This is a genomic window from Bdellovibrio bacteriovorus (genome assembly GCF_048286975.1).
In the GTDB taxonomy this organism is placed as follows: Bacteria; Bdellovibrionota; Bdellovibrionia; order Bdellovibrionales; family Bdellovibrionaceae; genus Bdellovibrio; species Bdellovibrio bacteriovorus_H.
Map to the genome: position 1 here is coordinate 86,467 of NZ_JBLVRT010000002.1, position 16,087 is coordinate 102,553.

Here is a 16,087-nt window from a genome sequence, read left to right on the forward strand (position 1 = left end):
CTGCACAATATTAAATCAAAGTAAATGACATTTTGCGTCGTCACTTTTTTGTTCATGAGCAGTTCTTGTGCAGCCGGAGAACCCCGGCATCAGGCCTTTTTAAGGCGACGGCGCATCTGGCGAATAGCAAAAAGCATCTCAACACTGTCATGTATAATGCGCACACGAGAAGATTCTTTGTGTTGCCAGCGAATCGGCACTTCGCGCACGCGCAGACGGAATTTTTCCATGAATAAAATCAACTCCACATCCCAGGCGAAACGCTCCACTGAAAGAAGCGGCAGCACTTTGCTGCGAAACACCTCTTCATTGCGCACAAGTTTGAAACCGCACTGAGTGTCCTTATATGGAAGGCCGATGAAAAAGCGCATGATGCGATTAAAGATCTTTCCCATCGTCTGGCGAATCCAATGCTGACGAACTTCAATCTGACTGTCCGGCAGCGCGCGCGATCCCATGATCAAGTCAGCACTATCTGAATAGGACAGAAGCTTATTCAGCTCTTCCCACGGGGTCGCCATATCCGCGTCCGCCACCAGAATCCAGTCAGCGCGGGATTCAATCAGACCTTTTTTAACAGCCGCCCCTTTGCCGCGATTTTCCTGAAGACTGTAAAGCCGAAGCACAGGCCACAGCTCGCGAAGTTTTTCCACAACTTCACGTGTGTGATCGCGGGAGCCGTCATCAATCACCAGCACTTCACAGACTTCGGCTTCAAACGCACCCGAAGAAGACAGCTCGCGCAGCCGCTGCAAGGTGCCCGGCAGACGCTCTTCTTCATTGTACGCCGGAATGACCACCGAAACTTTCCGCATCAGTGACCATGGTTTCCAGTGGAGGATTTCGGCACGGTGGAACCCACCGGCAGGAAGAAACTCAAAGGGCTGGAGAAGAATCTTTTCATCACCGCCTTGCGAATGGCTTTACGCTGAGGCGGCTTAATGCCACGGGCTTTGATTGCCACCCACAGGGCCATGCCAAAGCTGACCAATACATTCAGCGCACCGATAAAGAAGATCCCAATCACCGCACGCCAGAACTCCCAGGACTTCATAAAGTCCACACCCAGGACCGGCAAGGCACCGCCCAGGGTTCCGGACGACAACGTCACATGGCGCACATCCAGGTGCAGGCCGATGAATTTCATGATCTCTGGAGTCATCCCCAGCAAAATACCCAAGGAGATATTCCCGACAAGGCCCGAGATGTTATTTTCAAAGAACACGGCAATGCTGCGGGCCCCGCGCTTGCCAAAAACAGCTTTCAACGTCGGGCTGCGAGCCAGGGTCTTGCGCAAAGAATTCAGCGCAAACCAATTGTCAGCCCATCCGGCAAACAAACTTGAGAACCACAAAAGCACACCGGTGAACGCAGCAAACAACAATGCCGGCCCAAAGATGTCGACGGACTTAAAGGCATACACCGCTTTTTCATGGGACATCAGATGCCCGCCAAACAGCATAAAGAACAAAGCATCAATCAAAATCACACATGGCACCACAAACATCACGTTCCCGGCGATTGCCGCCACCTGCGAACGAATCAAATGCGTGATGTCTGTCACCAGATCATTCATCCCCTTTTCGCTGTCGACGTCCTGCATTTTTGCCGCCAGTGCGGGTGCCGTCATTGCCGGCTGCTTCGTTCCCAGAGTGAATCCGGCCAGATGGATGGCCACGAAACTCAAGGCATAGTTCATAGAGGCAAAAACCCCTTCCATGAAACTGGAAAGCCCCAGAGCCAGAATCCCGGTTTTTACATACACCGTGATTGCAGTCAGAGCTCCGCCACCCCCCGCAGCCTGAAGCATGCGGCGGTATTCGTCCTTGGTGCGGGTGATATAGTGCTCACCGGTTTCTGCGGCTCGTTCAACCACTTTACGCGCCAGCAAAGACACGTTCTGGGAAAACAGCGATGAAATGCTTCGCAGGTCCTGATTTTCCTCAATCAGTTTCGAAAGGAAGCTGGTGACTTTTTTCGAATCCACACGCTCATTGAGCAAAATCTCAAGCAGACTGTCCACCCGCTGCAGATAAGTGCGAAGGCGGGCCATCTGGAACACCAGATTGACACTGACGCCATATTCATCCAGATGCTTGTGAACCTGGGCCATTTCGCGACGGCACTCCCAGATAATCATGCGAAAGCGCGATGCCTTTTCCAATGCCAGGTTGCGATCCCCGGCATGATAGGCATTCATAAACTCTTCAAGGCCGCGGACCAGCGCAAAAAAAGCAGAATCGCGGAAGTTGGGTTTGTCCAGGCGATAACGGATCGCCGGAGAAAGTCCGATCGCGCGCACCTGAATAACCAGGTACACCAGCGCATCCTCCAGATCCATGCCGAAGCGGTTCCAGTCTTTCTCGTCTGAACCGACTTCGTAATTGAACAGCTCCACCAGACGTTCAAAGGTTCCTGGATCAATAGAGGCCACCCACAACGGGTCTTCTTTTTCCGGGAACAGAGCCCAGAACAAATACCCCAGCTCATGATCCAGCGGTGGTGTCGGCAGCATCTTCATCATCAGACGATCAGAAAGTTCACTCCATAATCCCAGTTCGCGCGGAAGACCCGTTTCGGTGTAAAGCTCAAGGCCGCTGACTTCGTGAACAACAGTTCGAAGAATCACCGCCACGGATTTTTTCCATTGCGGATTGCGCTCCAGAACCATCAGCAGATAGCGCAACCGCGCCACTGGCAAACGGCCCGTTTCTTTTTCAATATGCGCATCCACGGCGCCCTCATAGCGAACCCATTGCAGCAGCCGAACCAGCCACTGGAGCTGATCTTCCAGTTGTTTTTGCTCTGAGGCCGAACCTAAAAGCACATCCAGGTCACTGTGAACCTTGCTGCTTCTTTTGTACTGAATAAACCGATTTCGGAAGGCTTTGATCTTTGTAAACATATAGAAAGTTTACAGAATCCCAATTCAAAGGCACGCGGGATTCTGCCCAAAGCCGCAACGCACAACGCAACCATTTGTGGCATTTCTCCCCATCCCTCATCGTGCTAGAAGTTCGCAATGCGAAACGGTGTGCTTTTCATCCTTTTTTTGATGTTCTCTCAAATCTCTATGGGAGCTGATAAAATCACCAGCCTGTCAGGGCTGGATGTGATTAGCAGCGAGACGAAGACTTTTGCCACCGCCAACCAAAAGGCCACAATCATCGTGTTTCTTTCCGCCAAGTGTCCGTGTTCAGCCAGCCATGAATCTTTATTGAAAGACATGGCTCAACAATACAAGGACTTCCAGTTCGTGGGAATTCATTCCAACTCGGATGAAAACCTTGAAGAAACACAAAATCACTTCCGCGAAGCCAGACTATTATTCCCGGTGATTCAGGATTCTCGCAGCCACTGGGCGAACAAACTGGGCGCTTTGAAGACCCCTCACGCCTTTGTTCTTAGCCCCACTGGAGAAGTGCTTTATCACGGTGGAGTCACGGACAGTCACGTCGGCCCTACTGCGAAAAAGCACTTCTTAAAAGAAGTCCTTGAAGATCTGCAAGCGGGCAAACCCTCCCGCCACAAAGAAGGTCGCGCTCTGGGCTGTTACATCCAAAGAGCGGATGAAGCATGAAACATCTGCTTGTGCTTTTCGCAATGACCCTTTGTGCCTGCGCCCGTCCCGACTATCTGCCGGAGACACCGGCGGTGAACAATGAGCAGAACGACCCGCAGTCGACGTGCCCGCTTTATTTCAGCAAAGAAAATATTTGCGCTGAGCTGATCTGGAAACAAAACCCCACCAGCACGGACTTTTCTGAATTTGAACTTCGTTTCAACTCTGCGGTGGCTGCTGAAAATCTTTCGGTGATTTTATGGATGCCTTCCATGGGACATGGTTCATCTCCAGTGAAAATTGAATCTCTGGGTGATGGCAAGTTCCGTGTCTTTAAGGTCTTTTTCATCATGCCCGGCGACTGGGAAATTCGCATCGTTCTGAAAGACACCCAGACAACCCGGGATCAGGTCTTTGTACCACTGGTGGTGCCTTAGATGAAACTGCTGGCTGCGCTTTTATTTCTTTCAGGATCTCCGGCTTTGGCAGCAAGCTGCTGTGGCGGCAGCTTTTCATTTCCCGCTTTGATTCTGGGGGATGACAAGGCTCAGATCACCGGCACAATCAGCCAGTCTGAAATCACCGATGATGTCTTATCCAGCGGCAAGTGGATCCGCCGCAAAGACGACAACCGCGCGCAGATGCTAAAGCTTGAAGGGGCCGCTCTTTTAAGCGACAGCCTTCAGGGTGGATTTTCCCTGCCTGTGCATTCCAAAAACAGCCGCACCTCTGACCCCAGTTCAGGCCTTGGGGATGTGTCGCTGTATCTGGGGCATGAGACCTTCCCTGAACTGACATATTCTGCCTGGAAACCCCGCGGGATCACATTCCTGCAATTGACCCTGCCCACAAGCCCGTCCATTTATGACAGTGCTTTGAATGCATCGGACATTCGGGGCCGCGGCTTTTACTCTTTGGGGGCAGGACTGGCTCTGATCAAGGCCTGGAAGGTGTGGGACTTTAATTTCAGTTCCGAGCTTCACAGGTCTTTTGAAAGGACCGCTTCAGGAGAAGCCTATAACGGCGAAGCCACCATCCGTCCGGGCTGGGGCACAACGCAAAGCCTGGGCGTTGGCTGGAACCGCGGGGACTTCCGATTGGGAAGCACTTTGGCGTTTCTGTATGAAGAAGCTATTGCCATCAGCGGCTCAACGACTTCAGAGGGGCACGCACAAAAGAACTTCACGCTAAGTGTTGCCGGAAGTTACATGATCAATCTGGAATCGGCTGTAACCGTCAGCTACGCCGATCAAAGTCTGATCGGCAATCCCGTTAATTCAAGTTTATCTAATACCATTAATCTGAGCTACCAACAGCGGTGGCCCCGTTAGGAGATTTTATGTTTAAGAACTTCATGCTTGCTGCAGGTCTGATGCTGGCATCTGTAACAGCTTCAGCTCAACAATCCGCAGATTGCCCGCTTTCTTTCCCTGGCAGCGAATTATGTGCAACTATTGAGTTTGCACAGGCGCCAAATCAAAACACAGATTCGCCGTTTATCCTGAAAGTATATGATCAGACCAGCACGGCTTCTGTACCCGTCCTGGTGGATCCGGCTCAATTGAAAGTGGATTTGTGGATGAACATGGGCCACCACGGCCATGGAACATCACCGGTAAAAATCGAAAAACAGGAAGTGGGAACTTTCCTGATTTCTGAAGCTTACTTTGTGATGCCGGGTAAATGGCTGATCCGCGTTTGGATCAATAATGAGAAGAGCGAAATGACTGTGGTGGTGAAGCCTTAGGCTTCAACCACAAAGTATGGAATTTCCACGATGGCCCGGATGCCTTTTCGGGCCAATGTTGCCGAAAGAACCGCACGAATGCCGCTGATGTTCTTGCCTTTGCAGCCGATCACCTGTCCCAGGCACTTCTGATCGCACTCCACCTTATAGACAGTCGTCTTATCGCCCACCATATAAGTTACAGAAACCGTATCAGGATAATCGACCAATCCTCGGATCAAAGTCTCAAGCAGGCTGCGACCACTCTCTCGATCTTGGTCTTGGTTGGGACTGATCTCAGGTCTTTTACGAATGACTTTGATCTCTTTTAGGCCAGACATTTGTTTCACTCCAATTATATCAACAAGAAACATTTCGGTTTTGTAATAATCAAACTAAAGGGGGATTTGGCAAATGTAATTCAAAATCTGTAAGAACCCCACCAAGAGTTAGGCACTTTTTTTAGATTTCTCAAAGAGACTCGCACTTACCGAAAATTCCGGGGTTACTTAGTGTCAAATAGAATGGATCAAGAAATTATTCTCGAGTTTATTTCGCACTGTCCGAGCCAGGTATTCAGTGTAATTTCAATTGCGAGATTTCTTGGACATCCTGTCGGAAGTTTCCTCTAATAGTGTGATGATTCAACTTCTGAAAAGCTCCACTTATCAACGCATGCCCTGGAAGAACGGCCTTGGTGTCACAGATCAAATTGACCTGGCTCCGGCAGAAATCAAAAGCAGTCAGCCCTATGCGTGGCGCCTGAGTTCTGCTTTAGTGACGGCGTCGAATCCATTTTCAATCTTTGAAGGTTATGATCGTTTACTTAGTGTGATCGAAGGCGATGGCCTGATGTTGAATCAAAATCCGCTTCTGCCGCTGCAGGTATGCGAGTTTTCTGGGGACGATCACACCGATTGTCAGCTGATCGGCTCCCCCGTACGGGACCTGGGACTTATCTTCAATCCCAAAACCCACCGCGCACGCATGCAGTTTCACACCCTGCCCGCCGTCAGCGAATCCGTGATGTCCCTGAAAGAAGAGATTCACTTTTTCTTCGTGGTCCAAGGCAAGATGCGCCTGGACGGCCAAACAGCGGAAGTGCAAGACTGTTTTAAGCTCACCCGGGAAACCCAGATCAAAATCCAAAACACGGCCAGCGAGACCCTGGGATACTATCAGATCTCGCTTTCCCCCATTTAGTTTATTTTATAGATGCGACTTTCAAACGGGCGAAGCTCTCCACCGGTGATCTGACTGTGATCAGCCACGGTTTGATTCGCCATCAAAAGATTCGCCGAAGACAGACTGATTCCCGGCAGATCAAATTTCGCAGGCTTGCCCGTCATGTTGGCCATCACGAGCATTTTTTCATTCTCGTCAGTGCGGGTGTAAGCAAAGATCTGATCATGCTTGCCAAGAACCTCGTCATAGACACCATAGATGAATACCGGATGATTTTTGCGGAGACGAATCAGATTGCGATAAAAATTCAGAACTGAATTTGGATCCTGCTCCTGAGCTGCGACGTTGATGGTCTTATAATTCGGATTCACCTTCAACCAAGGACGACCTGTGGTGAAACCACCCTGCTCAGAAGCATCCCATTGCATGGGAGTTCTGGCATTGTCTCGAGAGGCACTGGCAAGGTCTGCCGTGATCTCGGCATCTGTCGCCCCTTGCCTGCGGCGAATTGTGAAAATATTTTTTGCAGAAACATCGTTAAAGTCCTCAGGCCCGGTAAAGACCGTATTGGTCATGCCGATTTCCTGCCCCTGATAAATGAAAGGGGTTCCCTGCATCATGAAATACATGGTCGCAATCGAGGTCGTGCTTTCACGCCAGTAATTCTGAATATCACCCCATTTGGAAGTGATACGAGGCACATCATGATTTTCCACGAACAGCGCATTCCAGCCACGGCCTTCAAGGCCTTTTTGCCAGCGGCCCAGAACGGATTTGAGCTTGGCCAGATCCACCCGGCGCTCGGGATTTGCGTCCCACAGGCCCACGTGCTCAAACTGTATGATCATATTGAATTTCTTCTGTGCAGTGCCCACCCACTCTTCCGCATTTTCCGCCGACACACCGTTGGCTTCCGCCACGGTCATGATGTCGTACTTGTTGAAGGTGTTGGTGCAAAGGTCTTTCAGATATTCCTGAATGCCATTCACGTTCATGTGTTTGTCATAGGACGGGACATACTCAAGATTGTTCGGATTGGGCATGTCAGCAAGGCCCGGCTCTTTGCGGGCATGGCTGATGGCATCCACACGGAACCCATCAATGCCCTTGTCCAGCCACCAGTTGATCATGTCATAGACGGCCTTGCGCATATCCAGATTTTCCCAGTTCAAGTCGGGCTGTTTGCTGGAAAAAATATGCATGAAGTACTGCTGGGTCAGTTCGTCAAACTTCCACGCCGAACCGCTGAAGATACTTTCCCAGTTATTGGGTTCTTTGCCGTTCTTACCATCACGCCAGATGTACCAGTCGCGCTTGGGATTGTTTCTGGAGCTGCGGGACTCGATAAACCAAGGATGTTCGTCGCTGGTGTGATTCACAACCAGATCGATGATCAGCTTCATTCCGCGAGCATGAACCTGCTGCAAAAGCTGGTCAAAGTCCTTCATCGTGCCAAACTCGTGGTGAATATCCTGGTAATCGCTGATGTCGTATCCGTTGTCGTCCTGCGGGGATTTGTACATAGGACAGATCCAGATAACATTGATGCCCAGATCTTTCAGGTAATCCAGCTTGGAGATCAGACCTTGCAGGTCCCCCATGCCGTCTCCGTTGGAGTCCTTAAAGCTGCGAGGATAAACCTGATATACAACTGCTTCTTTCCACCAATTCTTCTGAAATTCGGACACGGCTAAGACCCCTTGTGAGCCTCGAATTTAAACTGACGGCTCATCGGACTGCAAATCATTTCTCTTCAGCTGAAGCGGGATAATCCGGGAGTTGCGCACCCGCACTCGCGCCATCAGGTACGAAGATACCGGAATGCCCAGGAACAGCACCAAGGCCGCCAGCACCAGCAAGCCCCCCATCAAGACATCACCAAAATGCACGGCGGCGCCCGCACATAGCAGAACCACACCCAATGTCGAAGATTTGGAAACGGCCGCCATCCGCGTCAGCGTGTCAGGGAACTTCACTGCTCCGACAGAGGCCAACAAAATCAAAAGGCATCCCAACAATAACAGCACCTGCACAATGACGCTCATAACAGATCCTTTTTCCGTTCCAGTAAAAACACAAAGAACGTATTTGAAAGAAAAGACAGCGGAGCCAGCACCAAAATCAGGGAAACCGCGTCCTCGCTATTGCTGAAAACCGCAAACAACACCGCCGAAGCAATAGCAATGTTGTTCAAAAGATCAAAAATCATCACCCGGTCCATCCAGTCCGGCCCCTTGATACAGCGGTACATGGCCAGCCCGGCCGACATAATCAAAGCCGAGATCATTATATAAATCATGACTTCACCTCCCCCAGAATCAAACGCAGCTTGTGTTCAAAGCGGGATTTTAAAGTTTGTATATCCTTGTCGGCGTCATGGGTGTGCAGCAGGTGCACATACAACAACCCCAGATCCTGCCTCACTCGAACCACCATGGAACCGGGAATCAGAAATATAATCAGCGAAAGCCACCAGATGCCCCATTCACTTTTGATATCCAACGGCAGACGCACGATCGCAGGCTTCATATAACGATTGGGACGAAACACCCAGGACACCACCTGCAGCACAGCCACACAGAAGTCCCACACAAACTTCAACAGCACTTCCAAGGTCCACACAACACGCATCATCCACGGCCTCCGTCCAAAAGTTCCTGGGCTATTCTTTCAGTCAGGTTCACCAAGGGTTGAAAGCCCAACCCCACACCTAAAATCAGCAGGGTCATCGTCAACAGCGGCACCCCCAGCCAGCGCACGCGGCCCTGCCGGTCGTTCTCTGGCAGTGACGACACCGCGGGCTTCCAGAACACACCATTCCAGATCTTAAGCATCGACATCAGGGTCAGAAGACTGACCACCAACGCCATGGCCACCGCAAGCCACCGCTCTTCAATCAAGGCGGCCTCCAAAGTCAGAACCTTCGCCCAAAAACCTGACAACGGCGGAACACCGACCAGCGACAACGCCGAAAAAGCAAAAACCAACCCCAACAGCGGACGAGCCTTCCATAACCCGCCGGACTCTGAAACAAAACTTGTGCCGGTGACTTTTTCCATTACGGCCACGGTGAAGAATAAATTCGTTTTCACCAGCATGTGATGAATCATATAAAACACACAGGCCGCGATCCCTGCCGATGTTCCCATCGAAAGACCCAGGACCATGTAACCGATTTGTGAAGTGCTATGAAAAGCCAATATGCCTTTCATGTTGTCACGAGAAAGTGCCCCCAACACCCCCAGGATCATCGAAATCAACGCCAGGACATATAAAAGCGGCAGCAGTCTTTCACTTCCGGGCAGGGTCGACACGGGGACCAGGATGCGCATCAGGGAATAAACTCCCACCTTGGTCAGAAAGCCTGCGAAAACTCCGGCCACGGCGGTCAACGTCACCGGATATGCCGCCGGCATCCAGAAAAAGAACGGAAACAGCGCCGACTTCACTGAAAACGCCATCACCAGACAACACAGCCCGACGACCACGCCCAGATTCTGGCCATAGGTGCGCTGGTACTGAATCAGATCCCCGATATCGAGGCTGCCCGCGGTGTTGTAAATAAAGGCAATGCCGATCAAAAAAGCCACAGAGGAAAGAATGCTTAAAACCGCGTACTTGTAAGCTCCGGTGACGGAAGTGCGATAACGACTCATCGCCACCAGAAAAAACGAGGCCGCCAGCATCACTTCGTACCACACATACAAATTAAAAAGATCTCCGGTGGAAAAGGCGCCAAACACACCCATCATCATAAAGTGAAACAAAGTATAGTATCCACGCAGTTCCCACTGACGATTTAGCAGCGCCTGCATGCACAGATTCCCCACCAAGGCCACCAGCGAACTTCCCACCAGCATCAGCGACGAAAACAAACCCACGGCAAATGAAATACCAAAGGGTGACTGCCAGTTCCCGATCTGCACAGTTTGCCCACCGCCCTCATCCACCAGCAAAAATAAATGCACAGCCACTGCCAGGGCCGCCACTGAGCCCGCCAAAGACACACCTCGCAACAAAAGGGAATTTTTTCTGCACAAATAAGTCAGCAAAGCCGTAATAAAGCTGATAAGCACCGGAGCCACAATCATTCCGAGTCCTCCGGCAAGAAGTCCGCATCCCGGGACTTGGAATACTTAAGCCCCTGACTGGCCAGCACCAACAGCACCGCCATCATCCCCAGGCCGATCACAATCGCCGTCAGAATCAGGGCCTGAATTAAATGATCATCCCCTTGCAGGCCTCCACTTTTCAGAATCAGCAAATTCACCGCGTGCCCCAGAACACTCAGTCCTAAAATCAGAGTCAGCCAATCCCGGGACAAGAGCAACCAGACCCCGGCAGCAAAAAGCAGGGCAATGCTCAGAGAAAGAAAATCAATCATACATCCCTCCTCAAGAAAGCAAAGAACAAGCTTGTGCCCATTCCCAACACCAGCAGATAAACACCCACATCAAACAACAAGGGCGTCCCTAGAAACGCCAACGAGCCTGGCAACCACACCGCCGTCAAAAAGGGTTTTCCCAGCAGCACGGGCACCCATCCGGCGACAAAAGCCACAACCAGTCCGGTGCACACCCAGCTTAAGGGTTTCAGGACCAGCACCCTGCGCGCCCACTGTTCCCCAAAAACCAGACCGTAAAATGTAAATGAAATTGCCAGCACCAAACCTGCGATAAAGCCACCACCCGGCGCATTGTGCCCGCGCAAAAGAAGGATCAGAGAAATTAATGTGAACAAAGGCGCCATCACCCGAACCGAAGTGTGCAAAATAGTGGACGGCCGCAAAGTCAGGTTCAGACGTCGCCTTCTTAACAACATGAATTGAACACCCATGGCAACAATTCCCAGAACCGTGATTTCACCAAAGGTGTCCATCGCGCGGAAGTCGACCAAAATCACATTCACGACATTCAGACCTTTTCCCAGAGGATGGGCGTTCTCCCGATAATAATCAGCCACTCGGGAAGAAAGTTTTCCGTCGGCCATAACTCCGCACAAAAGCAATGCGCCGACAAAGGCCCCCGCCGTCACAATCCCACGTACACTTCGGTACACCACACTGAATCCAGACGGATTCGGCCTGAGAAAAACCAGAGACAGAGTCAACACAACAACAGAAAGCGTTTCGACCGCCATCTGAGTCATGGCCAGATCCGCGGCGCCCACACTCAGGTAAAACAGACTGATGCCGATCCCGACGACGCCCAAGCCCACCACTTTTAGTAGCGGTTTCACACTTAACAACATCGGGAGCAGGCCCAGCACCACCAGCACAAACGGAATCATCTGAAAAAGAATCAGTTCATCTGTTTTTAGAGATGGCACATATTCCTGCAAAGGCAGAACCCACGGCAGGATCAGACAAGGCACCATCAGCATCCACAGAATATAAAAACTCAATCGCCCGCTTTGCAGCCGGTCCATGATCTTTTTTGCCAGTGTTCCCATATAGCCGACTCGTGGAGACGGCTTGTACAATCCCTTCAACCATACAGCCGCTTTCGTGACCACCCCGGCATACCGGGCGGCCAGAAAAGTTCCCAGCCCCAGGGAAATCAGACTGAGAATCAAAGCCAGATTCACCCCCGTCCACATTTCAAGATTCAACTCCACGTTTCTCAGTACGATGGAAGACACCACCGGGTTCAGAAAATATTTGTTGATATCCGCCAGAAAAAAACCGGCCATCCAGCCACAAGAAGCCAGCAGCAGAGGTGGCCCCCACATGGTTGTGGGCACCTCACGCAGGACCTGCCGGTCTTCCTGGCGCGCAAAAATCACGACAATAAGCCGATAACCCACGACGATCGACATGATACTGGCCCCCAACAGTGCCAGCACCAGAAACGAGCCCGGGAACTTTAACGCCAGAGCGGATTTAAACAGATACTCTTTGCTTAAAAAACCCATGCTGAATGGAAGACCCATCATAGAACCCAACGCCATCAACAGTGCCAGCGAAGTCAGGGGCATGCGACGATAAAGACCCGAAACATGGTCCAGACTGCGCCCGCCCATTTGTTTGTCGATGTTACCAACACACATAAACAGACTGGCCTTGTAAAGAGAGTGCGCCAGAATGTAGGAAAAAAAGGCCTTCCAGGAATAGGCTTCATGCAATCCCACCAGCATGCACATCCCACCCAAGGAACTGACCGTGGTCCATGCAAAAAGCTGTTTCAGGTCGGTCTTGGTCAACGACACAATCATACCCCAAATCAGTGTCGCCGCCCCGACAAGACCCAACGTCATAAGCCAATCCAGATTCTGATCAAACAAAGGACTGAACCTTGCCAGTAAAAACACCCCCAGCTTCACCATCGTGGCGGAGTGCAAATAACAACTGGCTGGAGTGGGAGCCACCATGGCCCCAGGCAACCAGAAATGAAAGGGAAACTGGGCTGACTTGATCATGGCGGCAATCATGATCATCAGCATCGTCAACTGACTGTGTTGGTATTCAGTGCGACCATAAAGAATATCCAGCAACGAGTTGCTGCCCGAGGCCTGGGACAGCATCAGCAAGGCCAAAAGCAGACAGAGCCCCCCGGCTATATTCAGGACCAGCGCCTGCTTGGCACCTTTGCGCACGTCTGGATCCGCGAATTTGAATCCAATCAAAAGAAAAGAACACAGACCTGTGGCTTCCCAAAAACCGTAAAACACGAAAATATTGTCAGCCCAGAGGACCCCGAGCATGCACCCGGTGAAAGCAAAAAAGAGCGGAAAAAACCGGCGCCTTTCCACAGTTTTAAAGTAAGTTCCGGCATACACACAAACACAGGCCCCGATCCCACTGACGATACAGGCAAAAAAGTCTGTCAAACCATCACGGGGAAAAGGCCAGGATTGTTCGATGAAGGGTTTTAAACTTTCCCCAAAGGCCCCCAGATACGGCAGCAAAAAAATCACTCGCCAGATCACAGCCGGCAGACGCAAGCACAAAGAAGCCGTGAGTGCCAAAAGAAAGAAAAAAATCACCCAGTACATCAGCATCCGCACCTCTTATGTTTACTGTCTAAAGTGTTCCTAAGATGCGGGTTTTGAACAACTTTGAATGGAAATTCCGGGATAAAATCAAAGGCATTTTTAGGGACCCGAAACTGTTCCTCTGGCCCCCCTTTTGCTCTATGAAAACTTTGAACTTTTCGGTCTCTGGAAGTGAGGTCCCATGCACCCTCTAATGCGATATATGGCATTTGGGCTGGTCCTTTTGCAGTTGCAAGGCGCCAGCGCCAGCAATTTTCGTAACTCTGCCAGCGGCTTAACACCAGAGCCCTTTTATCAGTCCATCCCCCAGGCAAAAGATCCTGTGGCAGAACTCATTGAAAATCCTTATCACAAGTATTTTACCAGTGCAGACATTGAACGCATCAGTCAACAGATGCGCGAAGAAGAGCGCCACAAGCAGCGTCTGATCAAAGGGCAACTGATCATGGTCGACACCCGTGATCAGGAGGCCTGCCTTAAAATTCAGGATCAACTCTCCAGCAACAGGAACATGAAGGCTGTCAACGACATCAGAGGCCTTTGTGTGCAGGACAACACTAAACCTATTGCCAGCGTGATGGTGCTACGTGAATCCAACGAAATTGAGTGGCAACGCGAAGTGGACATCAGCGGTCTGACCTCGGATCAATCCAATCTTTACACCAGCACCCGCAACGTGGCCTTGGGGGCCGTGGGCGTGGCAGGTTTGCTGTACATGATGCCCGAGAGTGTGACCAAGTGGGACAAAGAGAAAATGAAAGATCTGGGCAAGAACTGGCAGGAAAACGTCAAGGAAGGTCCGGTGATGGACAAAGATGACTGGGCCATCAACTATATCGGCCACCCCTATTCCGGCGCAATTTACTATCAGGTGGCCCGTCATGCCGGTGTGGGCCCCATGGGATCTTTCGGTTACTCAGTTCTGATGTCGACGTTCTTCTGGGAATATGGTGTTGAAGCCTTTGCGGAAAAGCCCTCCATTCAGGATCTGTTCATCACACCGATTATTGGATCCATCATGGGTGAATTGTTCTATCGTGCAGAAATGAAAATTCAGAAAAATGGCGGTAAAGTCTGGGGCTCTAAAAAACTCGGCTCGGTGCTGATTGTTCTGATGAACCCCATGGGGGCCTTCAGCGACCAGATGAACAAACTCTTTGGCAGCAAGGTCATCAAAAGCGCCAGCGCCCGCTGGGTCGTGCGACGCCACACCAATTCTGGCGGTCATCCTTCCGTCGAACGCGCCCCCATTTGGGGCTTTGAACTGCAGTTTAAGTTCTAAATTGAAAATTGCCGCTGAAGGATTTCCAAGGTGGCCGGAACTGAATTGACCGAATGAAACGATCTAAACCCCAAATGCCCGGCCGCATCCACATTGGCTGGGCTGTCATCGATAAATACAATTTCTGACGGCGACAATCCCACTTCAGTGGCGGCGGCCATATAGATTTCAGAATCAGGTTTTCTGTGCCCCAGTTCAAAGCTGGTCAGGATCCGGTCGAATCGTTTCATGACAGGGAACTGTTTCATAAAATAATCATAGTGAGGACGATTGGTGTTTGAAAGTGCATACAGCGGAACTCTCCCGGCGTATCGATCAAAAATCTGATCCACTTGCGGAAGCGGCCCCAAGATCAACTGATTCCAGGCTTCTTCCAGAGGAGCCTCGGGCGAAAGCTTTAATTCACTTCTGACGAAGGCAAAGAACTCTTGCGGAGTTGCATTTCCCCGCTCCAGCTCCAGATGAATCTTGGCACTTCCCAGCACGGACCATATCTGGTCCTGTTGGGATCTATCGAAAACCCCCAAAGCTTCAACTGTCTTTCGCCAGTTGATTTCCAAAACAATACCGCCAATATCCAAAAAAATCGCTTTTGCCAGCATACACTGACAGTACCATCATTGGCCGAAAAAATACTACTGTTCACAGGTTGCATTAGAAGGTTTTGACAGCGAATCCAGGACGATCCCAGACTCTAAGCTGTGGAACCAACTGCGGAAACCCTTCAACCTGAAGCCCCTCAAAGCCCCCAGCAAGCACTGCTGCAGGCTGATGCCACCGCTTTCCCGGCTTTCTGGCAGAATCTGCAAAATCAGAATGTTCTTCTGGTGGGCTGGGGCACCGGCAAACTGGCAGAAAGCCTGCTGGACAAAGGCAACACCGTCACGTGCATTGAAGCCTCAGCGGATCTGATTTCAAAGGCGAGGGAGTTTACAGACACTCACCCCATTCACATGATTCATGCGGACCTTGCAAATGCCGCAGAGGAATCCGGACATGCAAAATTTCCGGTGGTGATCACAAGTCTTGTGGCAGAACCGGTGCGGGACCTTGCCCGTTTTTTCAAACAGGTGACGAGCCTGCTGAGCTTGCATGGCACCTTCTATATCTCAGAAATTCATCCAGAATCAGCTCCTCCCGCCAATCACATTCACCATGAAGAAACCGTCAACCTCACCGCCCAACAAACAGGACTTGATCTGGAGCGCACAGAAATTTTCTATGGTTCCTCGGATCTCAGAGCGCTGACCCAAATGTGGGAGTATCACCTTGAGACAGAATTCCCCCCTGCGGAACACTAATGTTCAGCGTGCCTAAGGATTGTTCTTAAAATTCAAAG

19 protein-coding genes are annotated in these 16,087 nt (G+C 50.9%); 8 read left to right on the top strand and 11 right to left on the bottom strand.

Features of this window, described 5'->3' with window-relative positions; genetic code table 11:
- Positions 1-89: 89 nt before the first annotated feature.
- Positions 90-815, bottom strand: coding sequence for a dolichyl-phosphate beta-glucosyltransferase (locus ACNQKP_RS08725; RefSeq protein WP_417864208.1), 726 nt, complete (start codon positions 813-815; stop codon positions 90-92).
- Positions 815-2,905 (bottom strand): site-specific recombinase, encoded by a 2,091-nt coding sequence (locus ACNQKP_RS08730; protein WP_417864210.1) that lies wholly within the window; start codon positions 2,903-2,905, stop codon positions 815-817. The genes ACNQKP_RS08725 and ACNQKP_RS08730 overlap by 1 nt, the downstream gene beginning before the upstream one ends.
- A 168-nt stretch (positions 2,906-3,073) precedes the next feature.
- Here ACNQKP_RS08730 and ACNQKP_RS08735 point away from each other — a divergent pair, with 168 nt between their 5' ends.
- From ACNQKP_RS08735 to ACNQKP_RS08750, 4 genes are read left to right on the top strand one after another with little or no spacing between them, the layout of a single operon-like run.
- Positions 3,074-3,580 (top strand): thioredoxin-like domain-containing protein, encoded by a 507-nt coding sequence (locus ACNQKP_RS08735; RefSeq protein WP_417864211.1) that lies wholly within the window; start codon positions 3,074-3,076, stop codon positions 3,578-3,580.
- A complete protein-coding gene (locus ACNQKP_RS08740; RefSeq protein WP_417864213.1) occupies positions 3,577-3,999 on the top strand; it encodes a FixH family protein in 423 nt (140 codons plus the stop codon). The genes ACNQKP_RS08735 and ACNQKP_RS08740 overlap by 4 nt, the downstream gene beginning before the upstream one ends.
- The gene (locus tag ACNQKP_RS08745; RefSeq protein ID WP_417864215.1) at positions 4,000-4,893 is read left to right on the top strand and encodes a serine protease spb1; all 894 of its coding nucleotides are present in this window, start codon (positions 4,000-4,002) and stop codon (positions 4,891-4,893) included.
- 8 nt (positions 4,894-4,901) lie between these two features.
- Positions 4,902-5,309, top strand: a complete 408-nt coding sequence (locus ACNQKP_RS08750; protein WP_417864216.1) for a serine protease spb1 — start codon at positions 4,902-4,904, stop codon at positions 5,307-5,309.
- On the opposite strand, the gene ACNQKP_RS08755 is transcribed toward ACNQKP_RS08750, so the two are convergent.
- Entirely contained in the window at positions 5,306-5,629 is a 324-nt protein-coding gene (locus tag ACNQKP_RS08755; protein WP_088565014.1) for a KH domain-containing protein, read from the bottom strand. The two genes, ACNQKP_RS08750 and ACNQKP_RS08755, sit on opposite strands and share 4 nt — an antisense overlap.
- 298 nt (positions 5,630-5,927) lie before the next feature.
- Between ACNQKP_RS08755 and ACNQKP_RS08760 the strand changes: the two genes are divergently transcribed.
- On the top strand, positions 5,928-6,491 hold the full coding sequence (locus tag ACNQKP_RS08760) for a HutD family protein (protein WP_417864218.1): 564 nt from the start codon (positions 5,928-5,930) through the stop codon (positions 6,489-6,491).
- Here ACNQKP_RS08760 and ACNQKP_RS08765 read toward each other — a convergent pair.
- Genes ACNQKP_RS08765 through mbhE form a run of 7 tightly spaced genes read right to left on the bottom strand, consistent with a single transcriptional unit; the run spans position 6,488 to position 13,400 of the window.
- Complete coding sequence (locus tag ACNQKP_RS08765) at positions 6,488-8,161, bottom strand: glycoside hydrolase family 13 protein (RefSeq protein ID WP_417864220.1); 1,674 nt, start codon at positions 8,159-8,161, stop codon at positions 6,488-6,490. The genes ACNQKP_RS08760 and ACNQKP_RS08765 overlap by 4 nt on opposite strands.
- A 27-nt stretch (positions 8,162-8,188) precedes the next feature.
- Positions 8,189-8,518: a cation:proton antiporter gene (locus ACNQKP_RS08770; RefSeq protein ID WP_374027284.1), complete on the bottom strand. Its 330-nt coding sequence runs from the start codon at positions 8,516-8,518 to the stop codon at positions 8,189-8,191.
- On the bottom strand, positions 8,515-8,772 hold the full coding sequence (locus tag ACNQKP_RS08775) for a monovalent cation/H+ antiporter complex subunit F (protein ID WP_041583559.1): 258 nt from the start codon (positions 8,770-8,772) through the stop codon (positions 8,515-8,517). Before ACNQKP_RS08775 ends, ACNQKP_RS08770 begins: the two co-directional genes overlap by 4 nt.
- Positions 8,769-9,107 carry a Na+/H+ antiporter subunit E gene (locus tag ACNQKP_RS08780; protein ID WP_417864222.1) on the bottom strand — a complete coding sequence of 113 codons (339 nt, stop codon included), beginning with the start codon at positions 9,105-9,107 and terminating at the stop codon, positions 8,769-8,771. The genes ACNQKP_RS08775 and ACNQKP_RS08780 overlap by 4 nt, the downstream gene beginning before the upstream one ends.
- On the bottom strand, positions 9,104-10,564 hold the full coding sequence (locus ACNQKP_RS08785) for a complex I subunit 5 family protein (protein WP_374027287.1): 1,461 nt from the start codon (positions 10,562-10,564) through the stop codon (positions 9,104-9,106). Before ACNQKP_RS08785 ends, ACNQKP_RS08780 begins: the two co-directional genes overlap by 4 nt.
- Complete coding sequence (locus tag ACNQKP_RS08790; RefSeq protein ID WP_417864224.1) at positions 10,561-10,857, bottom strand: sodium:proton antiporter; 297 nt, start codon at positions 10,855-10,857, stop codon at positions 10,561-10,563. Before ACNQKP_RS08790 ends, ACNQKP_RS08785 begins: the two co-directional genes overlap by 4 nt.
- Positions 10,854-13,400, bottom strand: a complete 2,547-nt coding sequence (gene mbhE / locus ACNQKP_RS08795) for a hydrogen gas-evolving membrane-bound hydrogenase subunit E (protein WP_330935310.1) — start codon at positions 13,398-13,400, stop codon at positions 10,854-10,856. Before mbhE ends, ACNQKP_RS08790 begins: the two co-directional genes overlap by 4 nt.
- Here mbhE and ACNQKP_RS08800 point away from each other — a divergent pair.
- Together ACNQKP_RS08800 and ACNQKP_RS08805 are read left to right on the top strand one after the other, a co-directional pair.
- Positions 13,333-13,509 carry a hypothetical protein gene (locus ACNQKP_RS08800; protein WP_162145200.1) on the top strand — a complete coding sequence of 59 codons (177 nt, stop codon included), beginning with the start codon at positions 13,333-13,335 and terminating at the stop codon, positions 13,507-13,509. The two genes, mbhE and ACNQKP_RS08800, sit on opposite strands and share 68 nt — an antisense overlap.
- A 159-nt stretch (positions 13,510-13,668) precedes the next feature.
- Positions 13,669-14,748, top strand: coding sequence for a DUF3943 domain-containing protein (locus ACNQKP_RS08805; protein WP_226988161.1), 1,080 nt, complete (start codon positions 13,669-13,671; stop codon positions 14,746-14,748).
- Here ACNQKP_RS08805 and ACNQKP_RS08810 read toward each other — a convergent pair.
- The gene (locus ACNQKP_RS08810) at positions 14,745-15,350 is read right to left on the bottom strand and encodes an HAD family hydrolase (protein ID WP_417864226.1); all 606 of its coding nucleotides are present in this window, start codon (positions 15,348-15,350) and stop codon (positions 14,745-14,747) included. The genes ACNQKP_RS08805 and ACNQKP_RS08810 overlap by 4 nt on opposite strands.
- A gap of 99 nt (positions 15,351-15,449) precedes the next feature.
- Between ACNQKP_RS08810 and ACNQKP_RS08815 the strand changes: the two genes are divergently transcribed.
- Complete coding sequence (locus tag ACNQKP_RS08815; protein WP_011164718.1) at positions 15,450-16,049, top strand: class I SAM-dependent methyltransferase; 600 nt, start codon at positions 15,450-15,452, stop codon at positions 16,047-16,049.
- The last annotated feature ends 38 nt before the right edge of the window (positions 16,050-16,087 follow it).

What these genes read in the sequence shown, in the direction of transcription:
- ACNQKP_RS08725 (WP_417864208.1), bottom strand. Translation starts at nt 815, where the DNA reads ATGCGGAAAGTTTCGGTGGTCATTCCGGCGTACAATGAAGAAGAGCGT.
- ACNQKP_RS08760 (WP_417864218.1), top strand. Translation starts at nt 5,928, where the DNA reads ATGATTCAACTTCTGAAAAGCTCCACTTATCAACGCATGCCCTGGAAG.
- ACNQKP_RS08740 (WP_417864213.1), top strand. Translation starts at nt 3,577, where the DNA reads ATGAAACATCTGCTTGTGCTTTTCGCAATGACCCTTTGTGCCTGCGCC.
- ACNQKP_RS08790 (WP_417864224.1), bottom strand. Translation starts at nt 10,857, where the DNA reads ATGATTGATTTTCTTTCTCTGAGCATTGCCCTGCTTTTTGCTGCCGGG.
- ACNQKP_RS08745 (WP_417864215.1), top strand. Translation starts at nt 4,000, where the DNA reads ATGAAACTGCTGGCTGCGCTTTTATTTCTTTCAGGATCTCCGGCTTTG.
- ACNQKP_RS08735 (WP_417864211.1), top strand. Translation starts at nt 3,074, where the DNA reads ATGGGAGCTGATAAAATCACCAGCCTGTCAGGGCTGGATGTGATTAGC.
- ACNQKP_RS08750 (WP_417864216.1), top strand. Translation starts at nt 4,902, where the DNA reads ATGTTTAAGAACTTCATGCTTGCTGCAGGTCTGATGCTGGCATCTGTA.
- ACNQKP_RS08770 (WP_374027284.1), bottom strand. Translation starts at nt 8,518, where the DNA reads ATGAGCGTCATTGTGCAGGTGCTGTTATTGTTGGGATGCCTTTTGATT.
- ACNQKP_RS08785 (WP_374027287.1), bottom strand. Translation starts at nt 10,564, where the DNA reads ATGATTGTGGCTCCGGTGCTTATCAGCTTTATTACGGCTTTGCTGACT.
- ACNQKP_RS08775 (WP_041583559.1), bottom strand. Translation starts at nt 8,772, where the DNA reads ATGATTTATATAATGATCTCGGCTTTGATTATGTCGGCCGGGCTGGCC.
- ACNQKP_RS08730 (WP_417864210.1), bottom strand. Translation starts at nt 2,905, where the DNA reads ATGTTTACAAAGATCAAAGCCTTCCGAAATCGGTTTATTCAGTACAAA.
- ACNQKP_RS08805 (WP_226988161.1), top strand. Translation starts at nt 13,669, where the DNA reads ATGGCATTTGGGCTGGTCCTTTTGCAGTTGCAAGGCGCCAGCGCCAGC.
- ACNQKP_RS08780 (WP_417864222.1), bottom strand. Translation starts at nt 9,107, where the DNA reads ATGATGCGTGTTGTGTGGACCTTGGAAGTGCTGTTGAAGTTTGTGTGG.
- ACNQKP_RS08755 (WP_088565014.1), bottom strand. Translation starts at nt 5,629, where the DNA reads ATGTCTGGCCTAAAAGAGATCAAAGTCATTCGTAAAAGACCTGAGATC.
- ACNQKP_RS08800 (WP_162145200.1), top strand. Translation starts at nt 13,333, where the DNA reads ATGAAGGGTTTTAAACTTTCCCCAAAGGCCCCCAGATACGGCAGCAAA.
- ACNQKP_RS08810 (WP_417864226.1), bottom strand. Translation starts at nt 15,350, where the DNA reads ATGCTGGCAAAAGCGATTTTTTTGGATATTGGCGGTATTGTTTTGGAA.